This window comes from Sphingobium aquiterrae (assembly GCF_037154135.1).
Lineage (GTDB): Bacteria > Pseudomonadota > Alphaproteobacteria > Sphingomonadales > Sphingomonadaceae > Sphingobium > Sphingobium aquiterrae.
Map to the genome: position 1 here is coordinate 1 of NZ_JBANFL010000024.1, position 15,456 is coordinate 15,456.

Genomic DNA, 15,456 nt, shown 5'->3' on the forward strand with positions numbered 1-15,456 from the left:
AGGGCAACCAGTCTCCGCTTTAAGGGGGAAACTAGTCACGAGACGCCCCCAGTCTCCGCTTTGGGGGAAAACGACAGTGCCGTTTGGTGGTTGTCCACCGAAACGGCGCGCTTCTACTAAAAGTTATGTATTTCTTGTTAGGGAAGTTAGAGGGTCCGCAAACCCGCGCCGTTATTGGCTTTCCGGCGTTTTCGTACTCCTGATAGCACGATAGGCGTACTCCCGATAGCACGATACCCGGTACTCCTGATAGCACGAGGCCGTCCACACCTTTTCCCGCAGTTATCCCCGTGCCGTGTGCAGCACGGGCCGGAAGGTCAGCAGTTCTTGTCCGTCGTCCGGCATTCGCTCGATGCACAGGACGTAGCCGGGCAGCGACTGCCGCGCGACCAGCGCGCGCAGGTCGTAGGCGAAGTCCGAGTAGCGCGCCGCGCTGCCGGACTTGCGATACAGGTGCCGGAAGTCGAATTGCCAGCCGTGTTCCTGCCGCCCGCCGTGCTTGCGCACCAGGCGGTACAGCCAGCGTTCGATGCCGCCCTTCAAGCGGAAGTACGCCGGGTCGATGGTCAGCACTAGCGCGGCGTCGAGCACGCCGGCATAGAACCAGTCCGGCAGGATCAGCTCGATGCCCAACGGCATGCCGCTGGCGTCGGCCAGCTCGCGCCATTCGTTGATCCATGAGAAGCGGTGCAGCCGCCGGCCGGTCGTCTCGCGGATGGACGTGGCAATGCTGGTCGATTGCAGCCGGTCGAGCGCGGCTTTCAGGCGCAGATAGTCGTTGAGGGACGTGCCGCGCCCGATGAAGCGCAGGATCTCGTAGGGCGTGGCGCGTATCCAGCGCGACGGGCGCAAGCCCGCGTCGCGCGCCTCCACGATCTGCGAGGCAGCCCATATCAGCACGTCGGCATCCCATATCGTTGCGATGCCATGCTCGGCCGTGCCTTCCACGCGGATGGTGATGCCGCCGGCGCGGAAGTCGATCGGCGCGATGCGCCGTGACTTTGCGAGCGAGAAGAACGGAAACGCCATCAAGTCCTGGCTGTCGCGGGGTGCCATGTCGCCCGGCAGCGCACGGAACAGGTCGAGCTGTTCGCGCTGCGGCAAGGCTTGCCCTGGCGGGCTGGACATGGCGAAGGCCACCCACGCGCCGACGATCAGCGGCCATCACGGTAGTCGCCCGCATGGCGTTCGGCATATTCCGGGTCGGACGTTGCCTCGTAGCTGCGCTGGTCGGCCCAGGCATCGAGGTCGCTCACGGCGTACATGACGCGCCGGCCGAACTTGCGGAACTTGGGGCCGCCGCCGACCACGCGCTGTTTCTCCAGCGTGCGGGGACTGAGGCGCAGGTACTCGGCGGCTTCGTCGTTGGTCAGGTAGCGTTGGGGCTGCGCAGGCGCAGCGCCAGCAGCGGCGGCAGGCCGCAAGGGAACAGGTCGCATGGGATGAACCTCCATCAAGCCCGGCCGCAACACGCGGTCGGATAGAGGCACTTTCAAGAAAGCGCGGCACCCCGCGAAGGGACGATCTGCGGGGGCTGCGAAACGTCCCCCCCTACTGAAACGGCAGCGGCGGAAGCTGTGCCAGGCGGCGGTAGCCGCCGCGCATCAACGCATCGCCGCGACGCACCAGCCGGCGCACGCGGGCGCGCAAGGCGCTGTCGGTGTGCCAGTCTGCGACGACCGCATCCGCACCGAACAGACCTTCGGCCATTTCGCGCAAGGACGCGCCCGCCAGGGTCGCGTCGAGCGCCTGGAGCGTATGCAGTTCCAGCAACGCGGCCGGCGTAGGCCGGGAACGGGCCGCCGCCGCAGGCGCGGCGACCGTGGCCACGGCCAGGGCGGCCAGCCCGGCCGCGAGCGTGCGATAGCGCGTGCAGGGTGTGGCGCAGGCGCGGGTAGCGTAGAGGTAGGCCATGCCATCTTCCAGGCCCGGCCCGAGCGCGAGCCGCAGGCAGCAGCCGGGCCACCGTGACACCAGCACCAGGCGCTTGCCGTCGTGGATCAGTTCCTTGCGGCCAGGTACGCCCCAGAACTCGAAGGCATGGGCTTCGGGTGGCGGATCGTCATCCGGGTAGAGCTGCACCACCGCATCGTGATCGGGGAACCAGGCCGGATGCGCGTCGCGCGCATCCAGCGCCGGGTCTTCCAGCAGGCGCAGGCCCCACGCCTGCGCCGCGTCCGGCCAGCGGCGACGGCGCAGCCAGTCGCGGCGGTAGCCGGGATTCCTGCGCAGATATTCCCAGGCCAGCGCGGGGCCGTCGAGGTGCAGGACGTAGAGATAGGCCGCTGTCGGATACCAGTGTTCGGCGCTGCGATCAGTCATGGCAAAACCTCCCTGTGCTTGGGATGCGTCGCCACGGATTCCGCCGTGCGGGAGCTATCGAATCGCCATCAGGTCGTCATCAAGATCGGGTTAAGCTGTAACTGTCGGTGTCAAGACCGTTTGGCTCCGGCGTGTTGCGGAAATCGTCTGAATGCGACGGCCGCACAACCCGGAAATGGTACGCGGCATCGGATACCGTGCCGCAGTCCTTGCCAAAGATCATGACTGTTTGCATCAGGCTGGCACCGCTTCGGTGCATCAATGCCGATCCAGACCTGTCCGGTCTTGAGTAAGACTGAAATAGTCTCAATGCGCCCTGGCTGGCCGGACTGCGCTGGCGTTCATCAGTCCGTGATCGAACCGTTCTCCTGCGCCAGCCGGACATACGCCGACAGCGGGCGCACCGCCTGGAAATACCGATCCCGCCGCACCGGCAGTTTGCGCGGCCCGACGATGCCGGCCAGGTCGGAGAGCTTGACCGTCCCCAGCGCAGGCATCCCGATGCCGAGGTCGATCAGGCCGTAGGCCGTGTCGCCATCCGCAGGATCGAGCGATACCAGCAGCCAGGTCGCGTGCGCATCCGGGGTGAACAGCCGCACCACGGGCATCGGGTCGATGCCTTGGCCGGCAGCGCGTGCGGCGCCGTGGGCCAGCAGCCGGGCGCGTTCGTCGGCGGTGAGAAGGGGCAGGGTCATGGCCGGAACCTCCACGAAACCGAGGATGCGCGGATGCGCTTCTCCGTCGAAGCACGGAACCGCCAAACCGTTTCCGTGCTTTCGTGCGCAAGCACGGATGCGCAAACCATCGCATCTGTAGAAGAACGCAAGCGCGTAAGCGGGATTGTAGGAAGCCGGAAAGACACGGATGCGATTCCCCGGTTCTGTCGAAATCCACACATGCGGAATTCCGTAAAAGCACGAAAGCGGGCCAGTCAGCCATGAATGAACACTATAGATTGTAGCTCTATAGGGCGCAATGGACTGTCATCTTGGTTTTTGTGGGGAAACCAAGTTAGTGGCAGCGAAACACTCATTAGCAGCGGCAATACGGACAGTCAGGAAGGCGCGAGGCTTGAGCCAGGAAGCGTTCTCCGACGTGTCCAGCCGCACCTATATGAGTACGCTGGAGCGCGATCTGAAAAGTCCGACGCTGCACAAGCTGACCGAACTATGCGAGGTCATGGAAGTGCATCCGCTGACGCTGTTGACGCTGGCCTACGCCGGCGACGACACGCGCAAGGCAGACGAGCTGCTGGCGCGGGTGCGCCAGGAGTTCGAGGCCGTGCTGAAAGAGCGCGACGCGCTGTAGCGCGTCTGGATTTCCGCAAGCGGAGCGCGCAGCACCGCAGGCGCGGAGGCGTGAGGGATTGAAGCCGCATGGCCGTGACGGCTTGCCGGCACGGGGCGCAAGCCCGAAAGCCCGGCGGCGCAACGCGCCGACACGCCATCTTGTGCTTGCTGCTACGGGCGTTGAATCATCCGACCATCGCCAATGCGATGCCGGCCCTGGACATGCCGGGCATGAGGCAACCGCCGAAACCCGGTGCGTGTGGTGCTGCGATCAGCAGCACCGCGCCCCGCCGCAATGGACGGGGCGCGGTGGGCGGCCGTCAGGCCGCCTTGGGCTTGCTGCGCGACCAGATCAGGTCATGCGTGCCGTTCTCGCCTTCGATCAGGCGGGCATAGACCGTTGCCGGGAACGAAGGATCGTCGATGGCCACCGACAGGTAATCCCGCCCGGCCTCGCTGGTTTTCTTCCACGCCGCGCCGAAGTCGTGGCCGGCCGCTTGCAGGCGGAAGTCCGGGGCGCTTTCGTTCTCACCCTTGTCGTTGGGAACCAGCTTGGCCTTGACGTTGAGGGTCAGGGTGCGGAGCTGGCCGGTGAAGCCGTCTTTCTCTGCGGTGAAGGTGCCGATGTTTGCCATGATGATTTCTCCTTTCGGGTTGAACAAGGTCGCGCCAGTGCGTCCTTGTTGTGATCCGTCCGGCGGGGGATGGGCTGGCCGCACCGCGCAGCGGTCGCAACACTGTGGAGAACCTGGAAGCGAAAAGAATTTGTCCCGCGAGGAATGCGCGCAGCGCAGGGGAAATTGTTTTCGCTGGAAGGTTGCGGCCATGAAGCCCAGCCACCGCCAGGATTCACAACAACACAAGGACGTACTGGCCGCCCGCTCCCGAATGGAGACATGGCCGACTCGGCATCCCCGCGCGACGGCTTCACCGGCCTACGCCCTGACACGGCAAGGACAACACCGGCGACAAGGGCGCAGGCGCCCCTGACGTTGCAGGTGGCCTCTTGTGTGAGGCGTGGCGTGGAGGCTCCATTGCAAGGCCGGGCGGCGTGTCGGTGAACCGTCCTTCGTGACGTACAGGCGACGAACTGCCAGCGTCGAGGACGGCACGCATTCGTGCAACCTGTCGCAGCAAGCCGAGGCGTAGCCCCACAAGCCCCGCCCATTGCGGCGGGGCGCGTTCGGAATGTCGTCGGTGCTGTGCGCCGACGCACTTATGGGCTTCGAGAGTTTTTCCGCGCATAAGGGCCACTTGTGCGTCGCCCCTTCGCCACCTGCCCGAAGGCGGCGAAGGGGCGTTGTGGCTTTGGGCCTTGAAACCGGGCGCGGCCGTCGCCGCGTCCGGTTTTTTGACCACCAGCCCCAGGGCGGAACGGCCTGGGGCTGGCGTTGATGGAATGGTGAAGCGCCCCGGTCGGAACCAGGGCGCTCATCGGTGCAGGGTCACGCAGCCAATGCCTCGGCCGGTTCATCGGTCACGGCGGCGGTGTCCGTGGTGTCGGCTTCCGCTTCCGTCGCCACATCCTGCGCGGCCTGCTGCTGCGTGGCTTCGGCTGCGAAGATGGCGGGCATCCATCCAGTGCCGTCCGCCAGCCGTTCGGCTTCGCTGGCAATGTCTCCCTTCTTCAACTTCGCCAGCCGGGTGACGTGCGCCGGGGCGAACTGCCCCACGGCTTGCAGAATCACGGCCTTCGGGATGTGCTGGAAATAACCCTCATTGGTGGGCTTCCACCATGCGGTCATATCCAACCCCACGGCCTGCGCCAGTTCCGCGCCGGGCTGGCGCTGCGCAGCGCGGGGCGTTACCACGTCCACCGTGACGGCCACGCATACCGCCAGCAGCCGCACCAGTTCATCTTGCGACTTCGCCAGCAGCACGGCGAACAGTTCGGCGCTGTCCTCCGGCAAGCCTTCGCCTGCGACCTGCTGCAACTCGCGCAGCGCCACGGCGGCGGGCGAATCCGGTATGTCCGGGGCGATGCCTTCCAGCCGGTCTTGCACTTTCAGGCTCACGCCCAGTGGCAAGTCGTGGCCGTAGTGGCTGCCCTGCAAGACGGTCTGCACCATGCCATGCACCAGCGCGGCCAGCGCGACTTGCGGATGCCGGGCGACTTCGATTTGCAGTGCGCCGGTACGGTGGGCGCTCAACCGCTGCGCCAGCTTGTCGGACATGGCGGCGGTCTTGGGTTGTTCGTCGTCCTCGCCTTCGTCGTCGTTCGCGGCTTCGCCTTCGCTACCGAAACCCTGCCGCAAGCGTTCCAGCGTGCGCAGCGCCTTGGCTTCGGCTTCGCGCAGCAGCCCGCGATGAATCACGGCCTGCCCGTTGCGGTCGATGGTGACGATGGCACCGGCTGCGGCCTTCGCGGTCGCGCTGTAGTCCTTCAATCCATCTTCCAGCGCCTGCAACTGTTCGCCCACGGCTTCGCCTTCTTCCTGCAAGGCATCGGCCTTTTCCTCGTCCTCGGCATCGAGCGCGTCATCCACGGCTGCGGCCAGTTCGTGCAGCTTGGTTTGCAGCTTTTCGATGCGCTGCGCTTCGCGCTTGGTCGGTTCGCGGCGCTCCCTCGGCGCATGCTGGAAGGCGTGCAGGTCGGCATGGGTCACGGCGGGCGTGGCATCCACCCATGCCCAACCTTCGGCCTTCACCTCGGCGGCGATACCGGCCAGCTTGTCTTGCGCCAGCCGTTCCAGCAGCGCGGCATCGGTCAGATACACGCCCGCATCGCCTTCCGCGAACAGGTCACGGCGAATGCCGCCGCCTGCGGCTTCGTAGGTGTCCAGCCCCACGAAACGCACCAGCGGATGCCGGTATGCGTCAGTCTCGCGCTCGGTCAGGCGGTCGCGCAATTGGGAAGGGTTGCGCTGCCACGTCGGAGCGTCGTAGAAGGCGCTTTCCTGCGCGACGTGGTCGTCGGTGATGGCAAGCGCCATCAACTGATCGAGCGTCACGGCTTCGGCGCGATAGTCGGCCAGCAGGCGAGGCGAGACGTTCGCCAGCTTCAAGCGGCGCTGCACCACCAGCGGGGACACGCTGAAATCGGCGGCTATGTCCTCGATGGGGCGGCCTTCGGCCACCAGCGCGGCGAATGCCTCGAACTGGTCGGCGGGGTGCATGGCTTCGCGCTGCACGTTCTCGGTGAGGCTGGCCGTGCGGGCCGTGCCATCGGCCACCAGCAGGCAAGGCACTTCCCATTCCTTGCTGATGCGGCGCTTCTTCGCCAGCAGCTTCAACGCGGCGAGGCGACGGCCACCCGCCACCACTTCGTAATGCTCGCCATCGGCGGCGGCAATGACGATGAGGTTTTGCAGCAGGCCGACACGCTGAATGCTTGCGGCCAGTTCGGGGATAGACATGCGCGGGGTCTTGCGCACGTTGCGGCCAGCAGGGCGCAACACCAGCCGCGAAAGCGGAACCAAAATCAGGTTCTTGGTCGGGTCAGCGGCTTCCAGCGGGATAGCGGCGGCGGTGTTGAGGGCGCGGGCTTCGGTTTGGGTAACGGCGTTCATGGTGATAGCTCCTATCGGTTCAGGGATGCAGCAGCGAAGGAAGCGGCAAGGGCTGCTGCCTGCCCCTGCTGCGTCGGGAATCAGGCTTTCAACTGGCGCAGGCCATCGGCCAGCATCCAAAGGGCGCGATTCAGGCGCACATCGGAATCCATGCCCTGCACCGGGCGGGTTTGCTGGCGGCGTCCGTTGGCGCTGCGGCCATGCAATCCGCCTTTGGTCAGGTTTTCTTGGGTGCGGTTGAACACGCTCCACAAGTCCGGGCGGCGGTCATCGAACCGACGCGGCATCAGGATTTGCGATTCGGTGATGGGCGCGGGCTTGTTGTCGGTGGGGTCATACTTCAAGGCCAGCGCGGAACGGGCGAATACTTCGGCTTCGCCTTCGTCCAGCGTGATCGCGCGCATGGCATCGCGGGAATCCTTCACCCGGTCGAAGCCGCGCAAGACTTCGTAAGCGCCTTCGATGACGTGCCCGGAAACGTCGCCCTTGTGGGGCACGCGCACATCGGCCACGGTGTCGCCGCACACAAGGCCATTGCTGCACACGAACCGGAACATGCCGGCCAGCATCTGATAGCTGCTCGTCCCGTCATGGGAGTTCAGCAGCACGATTTCGTTAGCTTCCGCGCCGTTGATTTGGCTGGCGTGGCGCAGGCGCAGCATGTGTTTGGTGTGCTCGCGCTTGCCTTCATCGCGCACGCGGGTTTGCGTCACCATGAAAGGCTGGAATCCTTCTTTGCGAAGCTCGGCCAGCACGGCGGCGGTGGGGATGTAGGCGTACCGCTGCGAACGGCTTTCATGCGGCGCGTCCGCGAAGATGGACGGCGCTACGCGGTGAATCTGGTCATCGGTCAGCGGGTAATCGCTGCGCAGCGAGGGGGAACGGGAAGCGAAACGGGATGCGAGTTGCATGGTCTTTCTCCTGACGAAAAGGGTTTGCTGTTCAAACCGCACACCGGATTCCTAGATTCGGAAGCCCAGCCTTTCGGCTGTTCTGTGCGGTTGGCACGAGGAACCCGGTTGGCCCTGTTGCCACCGTCTTTCCTGAGTTCATCGCCCGCGGCCAAAGGAGCGCGTGGACGGGGGCCGTCAAGGAGACAAGCGCAGGGTTGGTGCGGCCCGCAGGCGCAGCCGAGGACACGGCCCTGCGCGCCTTGACGGCCCACGGGAGCGGGCTACGGTCGCGGAGAAGGTGATGAAGTCAGGGGAGACGGCTGGACATGGCAACGGCCGTCCCTGTGTGCCGAACCGCACGCAAGCGAAGCGCGCAGGCCCGAAGCTGGAAGCCGGGCCGTAGGCGTCAGCCGAGCGGAGCGAGGGAACGATGGAAGCCCGTCAGGGGCGAAACCCCGAAGGGGGTTCGATGCGCAGCACGACAGCGCGACCGGCCATGTTTCTTGGCCGGGGACGCCCATGCAATCAACGATGGACAGCATGGGCCGGATGCTCAGGATGAAATGCCGATGGTATGCAGGTGTTGCCGCGCCGGCGCAGCCGGGGCGGCGGGCTTTGAGGGGCGCCAAGCGCAGCGCGGCGGGGATGGCCGCATGGCCTTCCCCTGGAGTGCAAGCGAAGCGCGCAGCGCCCCGGAAGGGGCGCGAAGGCATCAAGCCGCGTCGTCAGGGCGCAGGCTGGATTCCGCAACCGGCATCCACGGTGAGGACGAATCCAGAAAATAGCGCCGCCCGAGCGCGTACAGCCCGCAAGGCCCGGCAGGCTGATAAAACCCGGTGACGCGGCTATGGAACTGTGCGCCGAAGTCGTTGGTGTAGATCACCGCGTCGCCGATCTTGAAGCGCAGCGGCTCGCCGTTCTCCGGCGCGAATGGCTTGTGCGCGTCGTGCTGCGCTGAAACTTCGATGACCCAATCTTGATGGCTGCTCATGGCATTGATCTCCTGTGATGGTCGAGAAAACACATGGAGCGCCTTGCGGCGCTCCAAGGGCCGGGTCAGACAACGACACGCCCGGCCAGCCGCGCTTCGCGTGCATAGGCGCTCAACCGCTTCTCGGCGCGGAAAGACAGATCGCGTTCGATCGACAGGCCCAGCCCGCCGCGCACGGTCGCCAGCTCGTTCAAGCTGACCCAACCGATTTCCGGCATTCCCAGGCCCAGGTCGCAAAGACCAAAGGCGTGGTCGTGGTCATCGGGATCAATCTCGGTCAGCAGCCAGGTCGCGCCGGCATCCGGCGTGAACAGCTTGACCACGGGGGCCGGATCGAAGTGCGGGTTTTCCAGCGATGCACGGCCGTTGGCCAGCAGCACGATGCGCCGCTCGTCAGTGATGAGTGCGTGGTTCATGGTGAACTCCTGAAAGGATGCCGGGCGGAATTGCCCGACCCTTCCGGGGCACGGCGCAGCGCAAGCAGTCAGGGGTCTGACCTTGCCCGCGTTCTCCGGATCCCATAGCTGAGACCATCACGCGGCCTGCCTTGCCTGGGCGGCAAGCCAAGCCCGTTCGAACTGCATCGGGCTGACGTAGCCCAGCGACGAGTGAAGTCGTCGGTGGTTGTAGAACGTCAGCCAGTCGACGATCTCGTCCATCGCGGCGCGCCGGGTCTCGAACCGGCACCCGTGCAGCCTGCCGACCTTCAGCGAGCCCCACAGGCTCTCGGTCGGCGCATTGTCCCAACAGTTGCCCTTGCGGCTCATCGAGCTGCGCATGCCGTACTCGGTCAGCGCCCGCTGGAAGTCGTCGCTGCAGTACTGGCTGCCGCGGTCGGAGTGGAAGATCACCCCGGGCTCGGGCCGGCGTCGGAACCAGGCCATGCGCAGAGCATCGATGACCAACTCGCGCTTCATGTGTGGCTTCATCGACCAGCCCACAATCTGACGGCTGAACAGGTCGATGACCACGACCAGGTACAGCCATCCTTCATCGGTCGCAACGTAGGTGATGTCGCTCGTCCACACGCGGTCAGGTGCCGCTGGCGTGAATTGGCGGTCGAGCAGGTTCTCGGCCACCGGCAGCTTGTGGTTGCTGTCGGTGGTCGCCTTGAACTTGCGTTTGCCTCGCGCCTTGATGCCGTGCAGCTTCATCAACTTGCGCACTCGCTCCTTGCCCACGCGGATGCCACCTGCGAGCAGTTCCCTCCATACCCGCGGCCAGCCGTACTCGCCACGTGTCTGGGCGTGCACAGCGCGGATGTGCACCAGCAGCGCGTCGTCGCCGATGTGGCGTCGCGGCTTGGCCGATCGAAGCTTGTGCTCGTGATACCCGCTGGCGCTCACGCCCAGCACCTCGCAGCTCAGCGACACCGGCCAGTGATTGCGGTGCCGCTCGATCCAGGCGTACTTCACCCCCGCTCCTTCGCGAAGTACGCCGTCGCTTTTCCCAGGATGTCGCGCTCCATCTTCACACGGGCCAGTTCAGCTCGCAGCCGCGCGATCTCCATCTGCTCGGGGCTCACCGGCTTGGTGCCAGCTCCGCTCAGCCGACCATCCTTGTCGGCCCTGATCCAGTTGTGCAGCGTCTGCTCGGCGATGCCCAGGATCTTCGCCGTCGCCGCCATGCTCTGCCCGCCCTTGACCAGCCGCACCGCCTCGAGCTTGAACTCCAGCGTGTACTTCGCTCTCGTCGCCTTCTTCACATCCGCTCTCCTTGTCTGAATTCAACCACTCAGCAAGGGATCCGGTTCTCGGGGGCAAGGTCAGTCGCAGACGGCCGCGAGGACGCAAGCGCCATCGGCGCGCAGCCCTTGACGGCGAGAACGCCGTGGCACGATGAAGGGGACAGCAAGACCGCCCCATACCTCCATGCAGGCCGATGAATTTCCGAAACGCTGTCTCGGATTTTCGAGGCAGCGTTTTCGCCCGGCCCGCGCCGGGCGCAGCAAATAGGGGCCGAAGCCCCTTCGTCAGATCAAGCCGCGTTCGGCGAATGATGTGGTGTCGGTGCCCGCGACGATGATGTGATCCAGCACACGCACGTCCACCAGCCCCAGCGCCTCCTTGAGCCGCTGGGTCAATGCCCTGTCGGCACCGCTCGGCTCGGGATTGCCGCTCGGGTGGTTGTGCGAAATGATGACCGCCGCCGCGTTGAGCCGCAGCGCCTCCTTGACCAGCTCGCGCGGATACACCGATGCGCCGTCGATGGTGCCTCGGAACATCTCGGCGTATTCGATCAGCCGATGATGCGTGTCCATGAACAGCACCGCGAACACCTCATGCTCGAAGCCGGCCAGCTTGGCGCGCAGGTACTCCTTGACTGCCGCCGGCGACGTGAACGACGTGCCGCGCTGCATCTTGCGCTCGATGGCCTGGCGCGCGGCCTCCAGAATTTGCTCGGCAGTTGCCAGCAGGTAACGGCCCTGCGCATCACGCACCATCAGCGAGGAATCGAACGAGGAAAAGGACAGTTGCGACATGATCGTGCTCCGGTTGCTCGGGCGGAATTGCCCGGAACCGTCGCCCTCACGGCGCAGCGCAAGCAGTCAACGATCGAAGACGGCCGCCAGGACGCAAGCGTGCGAAGCACGCGCAGTCATTGACGGCGAGAACGCCGTGATACGGTGAAGGGAACAGCAAGACCGCCCACACCCGCCCACTGCCCACACTCGGGTTTCGGCAAGCGGAGCGCGCAGGCCCGCCAGGGCCGAAGGCGTCAGGGGTCAAAGCCGGATGGCCGCGATTCGGCACGAAGCGCGGGGCGCAGCCCGCGAACCCGACGGCGGCACGCCGGGACGCACGAATGCTGTTTGGGCTACTCGGTATCTTGCTTGCGCTGCTCGATCTGCAACCGCGCCCGCTCGGTAGCCTGCTGCAACTTCTCGCCCAGCACCGCACGCGGCGGCAAGCTGGTCAGGTACTCGGCAACGTGGATGCCCGACTTATCCAGCTCCAGCAATTCGATCTGCTCGCGCTTCTTGCCGGTGCAAAGGATGATCCCCAGCGGCGAGGCTTCTTCCGGCTCCCGCTCGTGCTTGTCCAGCCAGCGCAAGTAAAGCTCCATCTGCCCTTTGTAGGCTGCCTTGAACTCGCCGATCTTCAACTCCACCGCCACCAGCCGCCGCAGCTTTCGGTTGTAGAAAAGCAGGTCAAGGTGAAAATCCTCGTCGTCAATCGGGATGCGCTTCTGCCGGGCGACGAAGCAGAAGCCCGCGCCCAGCTCCAGCAGGAAGGCTTCCATTTCGCGGATGATGGCCGCCTCAAGGTCGCTTTCCTGCCAGCTATCCCGCAGGCCCAGGAAGTCGAGGATGTACGGGTCGCGCATGACCAGCGCCGGGGTCATGCGCTGCACATCGCGTAGGGTCGCCAGTTCCTGCGCGATGGTTTCCTCCGGCTTTTGGGACAGGGCCGTGCGTTCGTACAGCATCGAGTCGATGCGCTCGCGCAGCGTCCGCACGCTCCAGCGTTCGGCGCTGGTCATCTGCGCGTAGTAGTCTCGCTGAAGCGGGTCTTTCAGCGGGATCAGTGCCACGAAATGCGACCAGCTCAATTGTCGTGACAGTGAAACGACAATTCGCTCGTCGGGGTAGGCGATGGCGAACTGCACCATCCGGCGCAGGTTCTTGTCCGCGAAGCTGCGCCCGTAGTCGTGGACAAGCTGTGCGGCCAGGGACGGCAGGATTTCTTCGCCGTACCCGGCCCGCTGACCGGCCAGCACTTCCGTATGGATGCGCTGGCCGACGCGCCAGAACAGCAAGGTCAGTTCCGCATTGACCGCCGAGGCGGCGCGCTGGCGCGACGCCTCGATCAGTGCCCGAATGTCGCCCACCAGCGCCTTTGGTGCTGCTGGTGACGCAATGGATGCCTTGCGCCTGCTCATGCCGTTGCCTCCGCAGGGAGCCGCTTGGCGCCGGTGATCGTCTTGCGCCGGTTCGCCACCAGTTCGGCCGCCTTGCGCACCGGGTCATCCTCGGTGTGGACGTAGCGCATGAACATCGCCACGGTCTTGTGCGCGGTCAGCGCCATGCCGACCTTGACCGGGATGCCCGAGTTGGCTATGTCGGTCGCCGAGCGGTGGCGGATGCCGTGCGTGCCTACATGCGCCGCGCCTGCGGCCTTGAGCGCACGGCTCCAGCCGTTGTAATACTCGCCCGTGGTCAGGTGCTGGCCGGGATGGTTCGGGGACGGCAGCACATACGGGCAATCGTCCCGGCGCGGTGCCGTCGAAAGCAGCCGATAGGCTTCCTCGCTCATGGGCTTGGACATGCCGCCGGTCTTGCTGTCGGGCCAGACGACGCGCCGGTTCTCGAAGTCCACCCAATCCCATTGGAGCGTGACGATTTCGCCGCGACGGCCGGCGAACTCGAATTGCAGCCGGATCGCGAGCGGGATGACGTAGCTCTCCAGTCTCTCGGCCTCCAGATGCTCAAGATGACGGAACAGCTTGCCCATGTCCTCGTCGCTAATGAGGTGGGTGGCCTTGCCGTTGGGGAACATCGGGACATGCCGGCACGGATTGGTGCCGTCGGGCCGGTAGCCCCACACCTCGGCCAGATTGAACATGCGGCGCATGACGCTGAACGTGCGGTTCGCGTCGGCCGGCTTGTGCGTCATCTTCTTCATCATCCCGGCCACGTCCGGGCGCTTCACGTCCTGAACCTTCATCCGGCCGATCATCGGGACGATGTTGCGGTCGATGACGCTCTGATAGCCTTCCTGGGTGCTGGGCTTGTTGCGCAGCTTGGAGTAGTCCTCCATGAACTTCGTGCAAAGCTCCTTGACCGTGGGCGCTTTGCGCGCCTGCGCCTTGTCTGCGGCCGGGTCGCCGCCCCGGCGCACCTGGGCCAGCCATTCCTGAGCCAGCGAGCGGGCCTGTTCGACGGTCAGTTCCCCGTACTGACCCAAGGCGGGCTTGCGGCGCTCGCCGGCGTTCGTCCGGTACTGGAGCATGAACACCTTGCGGCCCGATGGGGTAATCTTGCACAAGAAGCCGGGCACCAGGGTATCCCTGAGTTCGACAGCCTGCGCCTGGGGTTGTGCCGCATCGACTGCGGACTTGGTGAGCTTGATCTTTGCCATGATGACTCCTCGGAAAGACCCGATTCCCAAGAGCCTCATAGGGGCCACCAGCAGGGAAGTTGGGTCAGGTTTCGGAAAGAACCGGCATATGTTGAACTCGCCTAAGTTATTGATAAACCTGCTGTATCGGGCTTCGGCGTAGTCCAGCGAAGTTCGGTGCTGGAGTCATGGTGAAATGAAAAAACCGCCCCATGCAGAGCATGGGGCGGCCAAGGTTCAGGGAGGAGACGTCTCCAAAGGGGGGAGACGCCCATACGACACACCCGAAAGGGGGGCAGGTGCACCGTATGATCCGAATTTAGGGGAGAGGCCGATAGGTTTCAACCCCTTACTGATTTTATCTGCGGCGATGCGATGAAGCGTGTCACGCAAACGGCCATGGCACCGGGGGAATCCCCTTGTGCCATGGCCGCTTCCTGACCTTCTCCGGCCGGATCGGGTGCTGCTTTTATCTGGCGCCGATCATTCGATCAGGCGCCGACCCCCGTTCAGGCGTTGGCGGGGGCCGGTTGCTGCAGGACCGGAATGGACGGTCCCTTGCCCTGTTCGACCTGCATCTGGAAAATATCGCGTACCAGCTGCAGCGAGAAGAGATGCGCGTGGAGCAGTGGCAGCATGCCGTTCTGCGCCAGCTTGCGCTGCTGGTCGCCGCGCAGGTCGCGCAGCTTCTGCTCGTTGACCATCTGGAAACCGCGATAGACGAAGGGCTGCTCGGTGCCCGGCACCTGGATGGCGACTTCGCCTTCCATCAGCAGGTCCATGTCCTTCAGGTCGTTCATGAACTGGTTGGTGCGCGCGGCGGCCTGTTCGAACTCCTCGCAGAAGCTGAGGATGCTCTTGGTGACTTCGGTCGGCTGGGCATCGGCCAGCAGGGCCTCGCCTTCCGCAAACTCGCCGACGCCTTCGGACGTGGGATCGAAGCAGAGCGACAGCTCTTCCGAATCGGGGCGCAGCTTGGCGAGCATCCAGGGGTAGCGGCGGATATAGGCGGGCACATAGGTGCGGCCCAGCAGCTTGCCCGCGTCATCGACAAAGACGTTGATGCCTTCGTTCAGGCCCATCAGCGCCAGCGGCACGGGCGCGTCGCCCGAAGAGAAGATGATCGGCAGGAAACGCTGGGCGGGCACGAACTCGTCGATCGTCAGCGGCACGGCATGATGCTGCGCCAGGAAGGGCAGCGCCTCGACCGGGCGGGTATGCCAGGAGGCATGCTCCTGGCTGTTGAGCGGGATCAGGTCGTTGTAGAAGATCGGCAGGGTGCTGGTCGGCGCGGTGGCCATTGAAACTCTCCATCTGGTCGGGTGCGCGGACGATGCCGGGCTGTTCGGTCGGATGGGGTCAGCGCAGTAAAGCGCTCATGCCCCGGACGCA

15 protein-coding genes are annotated in these 15,456 nt (G+C 65.1%); 1 reads left to right on the forward strand and 14 read right to left on the reverse strand.

All coding sequences use genetic code 11. The features are described 5' to 3' along the window. Positions 1-282: 282 nt before the first annotated feature. The 4 genes from WFP78_RS20115 to WFP78_RS20130 form a co-directional block, all read right to left on the reverse strand. A complete protein-coding gene (locus WFP78_RS20115) occupies positions 283-1,128 on the reverse strand; it encodes a replication initiator protein A (protein WP_336966234.1) in 846 nt (281 codons plus the stop codon). A gap of 26 nt (positions 1,129-1,154) precedes the next feature. Further along, positions 1,155-1,439 (reverse strand): helix-turn-helix transcriptional regulator, encoded by a 285-nt coding sequence (locus WFP78_RS20120; RefSeq protein ID WP_336966165.1) that lies wholly within the window; start codon positions 1,437-1,439, stop codon positions 1,155-1,157. 112 nt (positions 1,440-1,551) lie between these two features. Then, complete coding sequence (locus tag WFP78_RS20125) at positions 1,552-2,322, reverse strand: DUF2285 domain-containing protein (protein WP_336966166.1); 771 nt, start codon at positions 2,320-2,322, stop codon at positions 1,552-1,554. A 344-nt stretch (positions 2,323-2,666) separates the two neighbouring features. Next, positions 2,667-3,017 carry a DUF2958 domain-containing protein gene (locus WFP78_RS20130; RefSeq protein ID WP_336966168.1) on the reverse strand — a complete coding sequence of 117 codons (351 nt, stop codon included), beginning with the start codon at positions 3,015-3,017 and terminating at the stop codon, positions 2,667-2,669. A 280-nt stretch (positions 3,018-3,297) separates the two neighbouring features. Between WFP78_RS20130 and WFP78_RS20135 the strand changes: the two genes are divergently transcribed. After that, entirely contained in the window at positions 3,298-3,630 is a 333-nt protein-coding gene (locus WFP78_RS20135; RefSeq protein ID WP_473829057.1) for a helix-turn-helix domain-containing protein, read from the forward strand. A gap of 301 nt (positions 3,631-3,931) precedes the next feature. On the opposite strand, the gene WFP78_RS20140 is transcribed toward WFP78_RS20135, so the two are convergent. The 10 genes from WFP78_RS20140 to WFP78_RS20185 form a co-directional block, all read right to left on the reverse strand. Beyond that, a complete protein-coding gene (locus tag WFP78_RS20140; RefSeq protein ID WP_049445269.1) occupies positions 3,932-4,246 on the reverse strand; it encodes a DUF736 domain-containing protein in 315 nt (104 codons plus the stop codon). Between the two features lie 810 nt (positions 4,247-5,056). Beyond that, the gene (locus WFP78_RS20145) at positions 5,057-7,240 is read right to left on the reverse strand and encodes a ParB/RepB/Spo0J family partition protein (protein ID WP_473829058.1); all 2,184 of its coding nucleotides are present in this window, start codon (positions 7,238-7,240) and stop codon (positions 5,057-5,059) included. Then, positions 7,201-8,031, reverse strand: coding sequence for a DUF932 domain-containing protein (locus WFP78_RS20150; RefSeq protein ID WP_336966175.1), 831 nt, complete (start codon positions 8,029-8,031; stop codon positions 7,201-7,203). Before WFP78_RS20150 ends, WFP78_RS20145 begins: the two co-directional genes overlap by 40 nt. 694 nt (positions 8,032-8,725) lie before the next feature. Further along, the gene (locus tag WFP78_RS20155; protein ID WP_336966177.1) at positions 8,726-9,004 is read right to left on the reverse strand and encodes a hypothetical protein; all 279 of its coding nucleotides are present in this window, start codon (positions 9,002-9,004) and stop codon (positions 8,726-8,728) included. A gap of 65 nt (positions 9,005-9,069) precedes the next feature. Beyond that, on the reverse strand, positions 9,070-9,420 hold the full coding sequence (locus WFP78_RS20160) for a DUF2958 domain-containing protein (RefSeq protein WP_336966178.1): 351 nt from the start codon (positions 9,418-9,420) through the stop codon (positions 9,070-9,072). 117 nt (positions 9,421-9,537) lie between these two features. After that, positions 9,538-10,709 (reverse strand): IS3 family transposase gene (locus WFP78_RS20165; RefSeq protein WP_336966179.1). Its coding sequence is split into 2 segments (ribosomal slippage): positions 9,538-10,454 and positions 10,454-10,709, totalling 1,173 coding nucleotides; the frame shifts between segments, so codons are not numbered across the junction. Between the two features lie 267 nt (positions 10,710-10,976). Further along, positions 10,977-11,486 carry a JAB domain-containing protein gene (locus WFP78_RS20170; RefSeq protein WP_336966180.1) on the reverse strand — a complete coding sequence of 170 codons (510 nt, stop codon included), beginning with the start codon at positions 11,484-11,486 and terminating at the stop codon, positions 10,977-10,979. Between the two features lie 335 nt (positions 11,487-11,821). Next, entirely contained in the window at positions 11,822-12,886 is a 1,065-nt protein-coding gene (locus WFP78_RS20175) for a PDDEXK nuclease domain-containing protein (RefSeq protein WP_336966181.1), read from the reverse strand. Next, positions 12,883-14,085: a tyrosine-type recombinase/integrase gene (locus tag WFP78_RS20180; protein WP_336966182.1), complete on the reverse strand. Its 1,203-nt coding sequence runs from the start codon at positions 14,083-14,085 to the stop codon at positions 12,883-12,885. The genes WFP78_RS20175 and WFP78_RS20180 overlap by 4 nt, the downstream gene beginning before the upstream one ends. A gap of 488 nt (positions 14,086-14,573) precedes the next feature. Further along, positions 14,574-15,365: a SapC family protein gene (locus WFP78_RS20185; RefSeq protein WP_336966183.1), complete on the reverse strand. Its 792-nt coding sequence runs from the start codon at positions 15,363-15,365 to the stop codon at positions 14,574-14,576. Between the last annotated feature and the right edge of the window lie 91 nt (positions 15,366-15,456).

Bases quoted from the DNA above. Each gene is read 5' to 3' on its own strand.
- WFP78_RS20160 (WP_336966178.1), bottom strand. From the start codon at position 9,420: ATGAACCACGCACTCATCACTGACGAGCGGCGCATCGTGCTGCTGGCC.
- WFP78_RS20185 (WP_336966183.1), bottom strand. From the start codon at position 15,365: ATGGCCACCGCGCCGACCAGCACCCTGCCGATCTTCTACAACGACCTG.
- WFP78_RS20135 (WP_473829057.1), top strand. From the start codon at position 3,298: ATGGACTGTCATCTTGGTTTTTGTGGGGAAACCAAGTTAGTGGCAGCG.
- WFP78_RS20180 (WP_336966182.1), bottom strand. From the start codon at position 14,085: ATGGCAAAGATCAAGCTCACCAAGTCCGCAGTCGATGCGGCACAACCC.
- WFP78_RS20120 (WP_336966165.1), bottom strand. From the start codon at position 1,439: ATGCGACCTGTTCCCTTGCGGCCTGCCGCCGCTGCTGGCGCTGCGCCT.
- WFP78_RS20125 (WP_336966166.1), bottom strand. From the start codon at position 2,322: ATGACTGATCGCAGCGCCGAACACTGGTATCCGACAGCGGCCTATCTC.
- WFP78_RS20150 (WP_336966175.1), bottom strand. From the start codon at position 8,031: ATGCAACTCGCATCCCGTTTCGCTTCCCGTTCCCCCTCGCTGCGCAGC.
- WFP78_RS20140 (WP_049445269.1), bottom strand. From the start codon at position 4,246: ATGGCAAACATCGGCACCTTCACCGCAGAGAAAGACGGCTTCACCGGC.
- WFP78_RS20170 (WP_336966180.1), bottom strand. From the start codon at position 11,486: ATGTCGCAACTGTCCTTTTCCTCGTTCGATTCCTCGCTGATGGTGCGT.
- WFP78_RS20115 (WP_336966234.1), bottom strand. From the start codon at position 1,128: ATGTCCAGCCCGCCAGGGCAAGCCTTGCCGCAGCGCGAACAGCTCGAC.
- WFP78_RS20130 (WP_336966168.1), bottom strand. From the start codon at position 3,017: ATGACCCTGCCCCTTCTCACCGCCGACGAACGCGCCCGGCTGCTGGCC.
- WFP78_RS20155 (WP_336966177.1), bottom strand. From the start codon at position 9,004: ATGAGCAGCCATCAAGATTGGGTCATCGAAGTTTCAGCGCAGCACGAC.
- WFP78_RS20175 (WP_336966181.1), bottom strand. From the start codon at position 12,886: ATGAGCAGGCGCAAGGCATCCATTGCGTCACCAGCAGCACCAAAGGCG.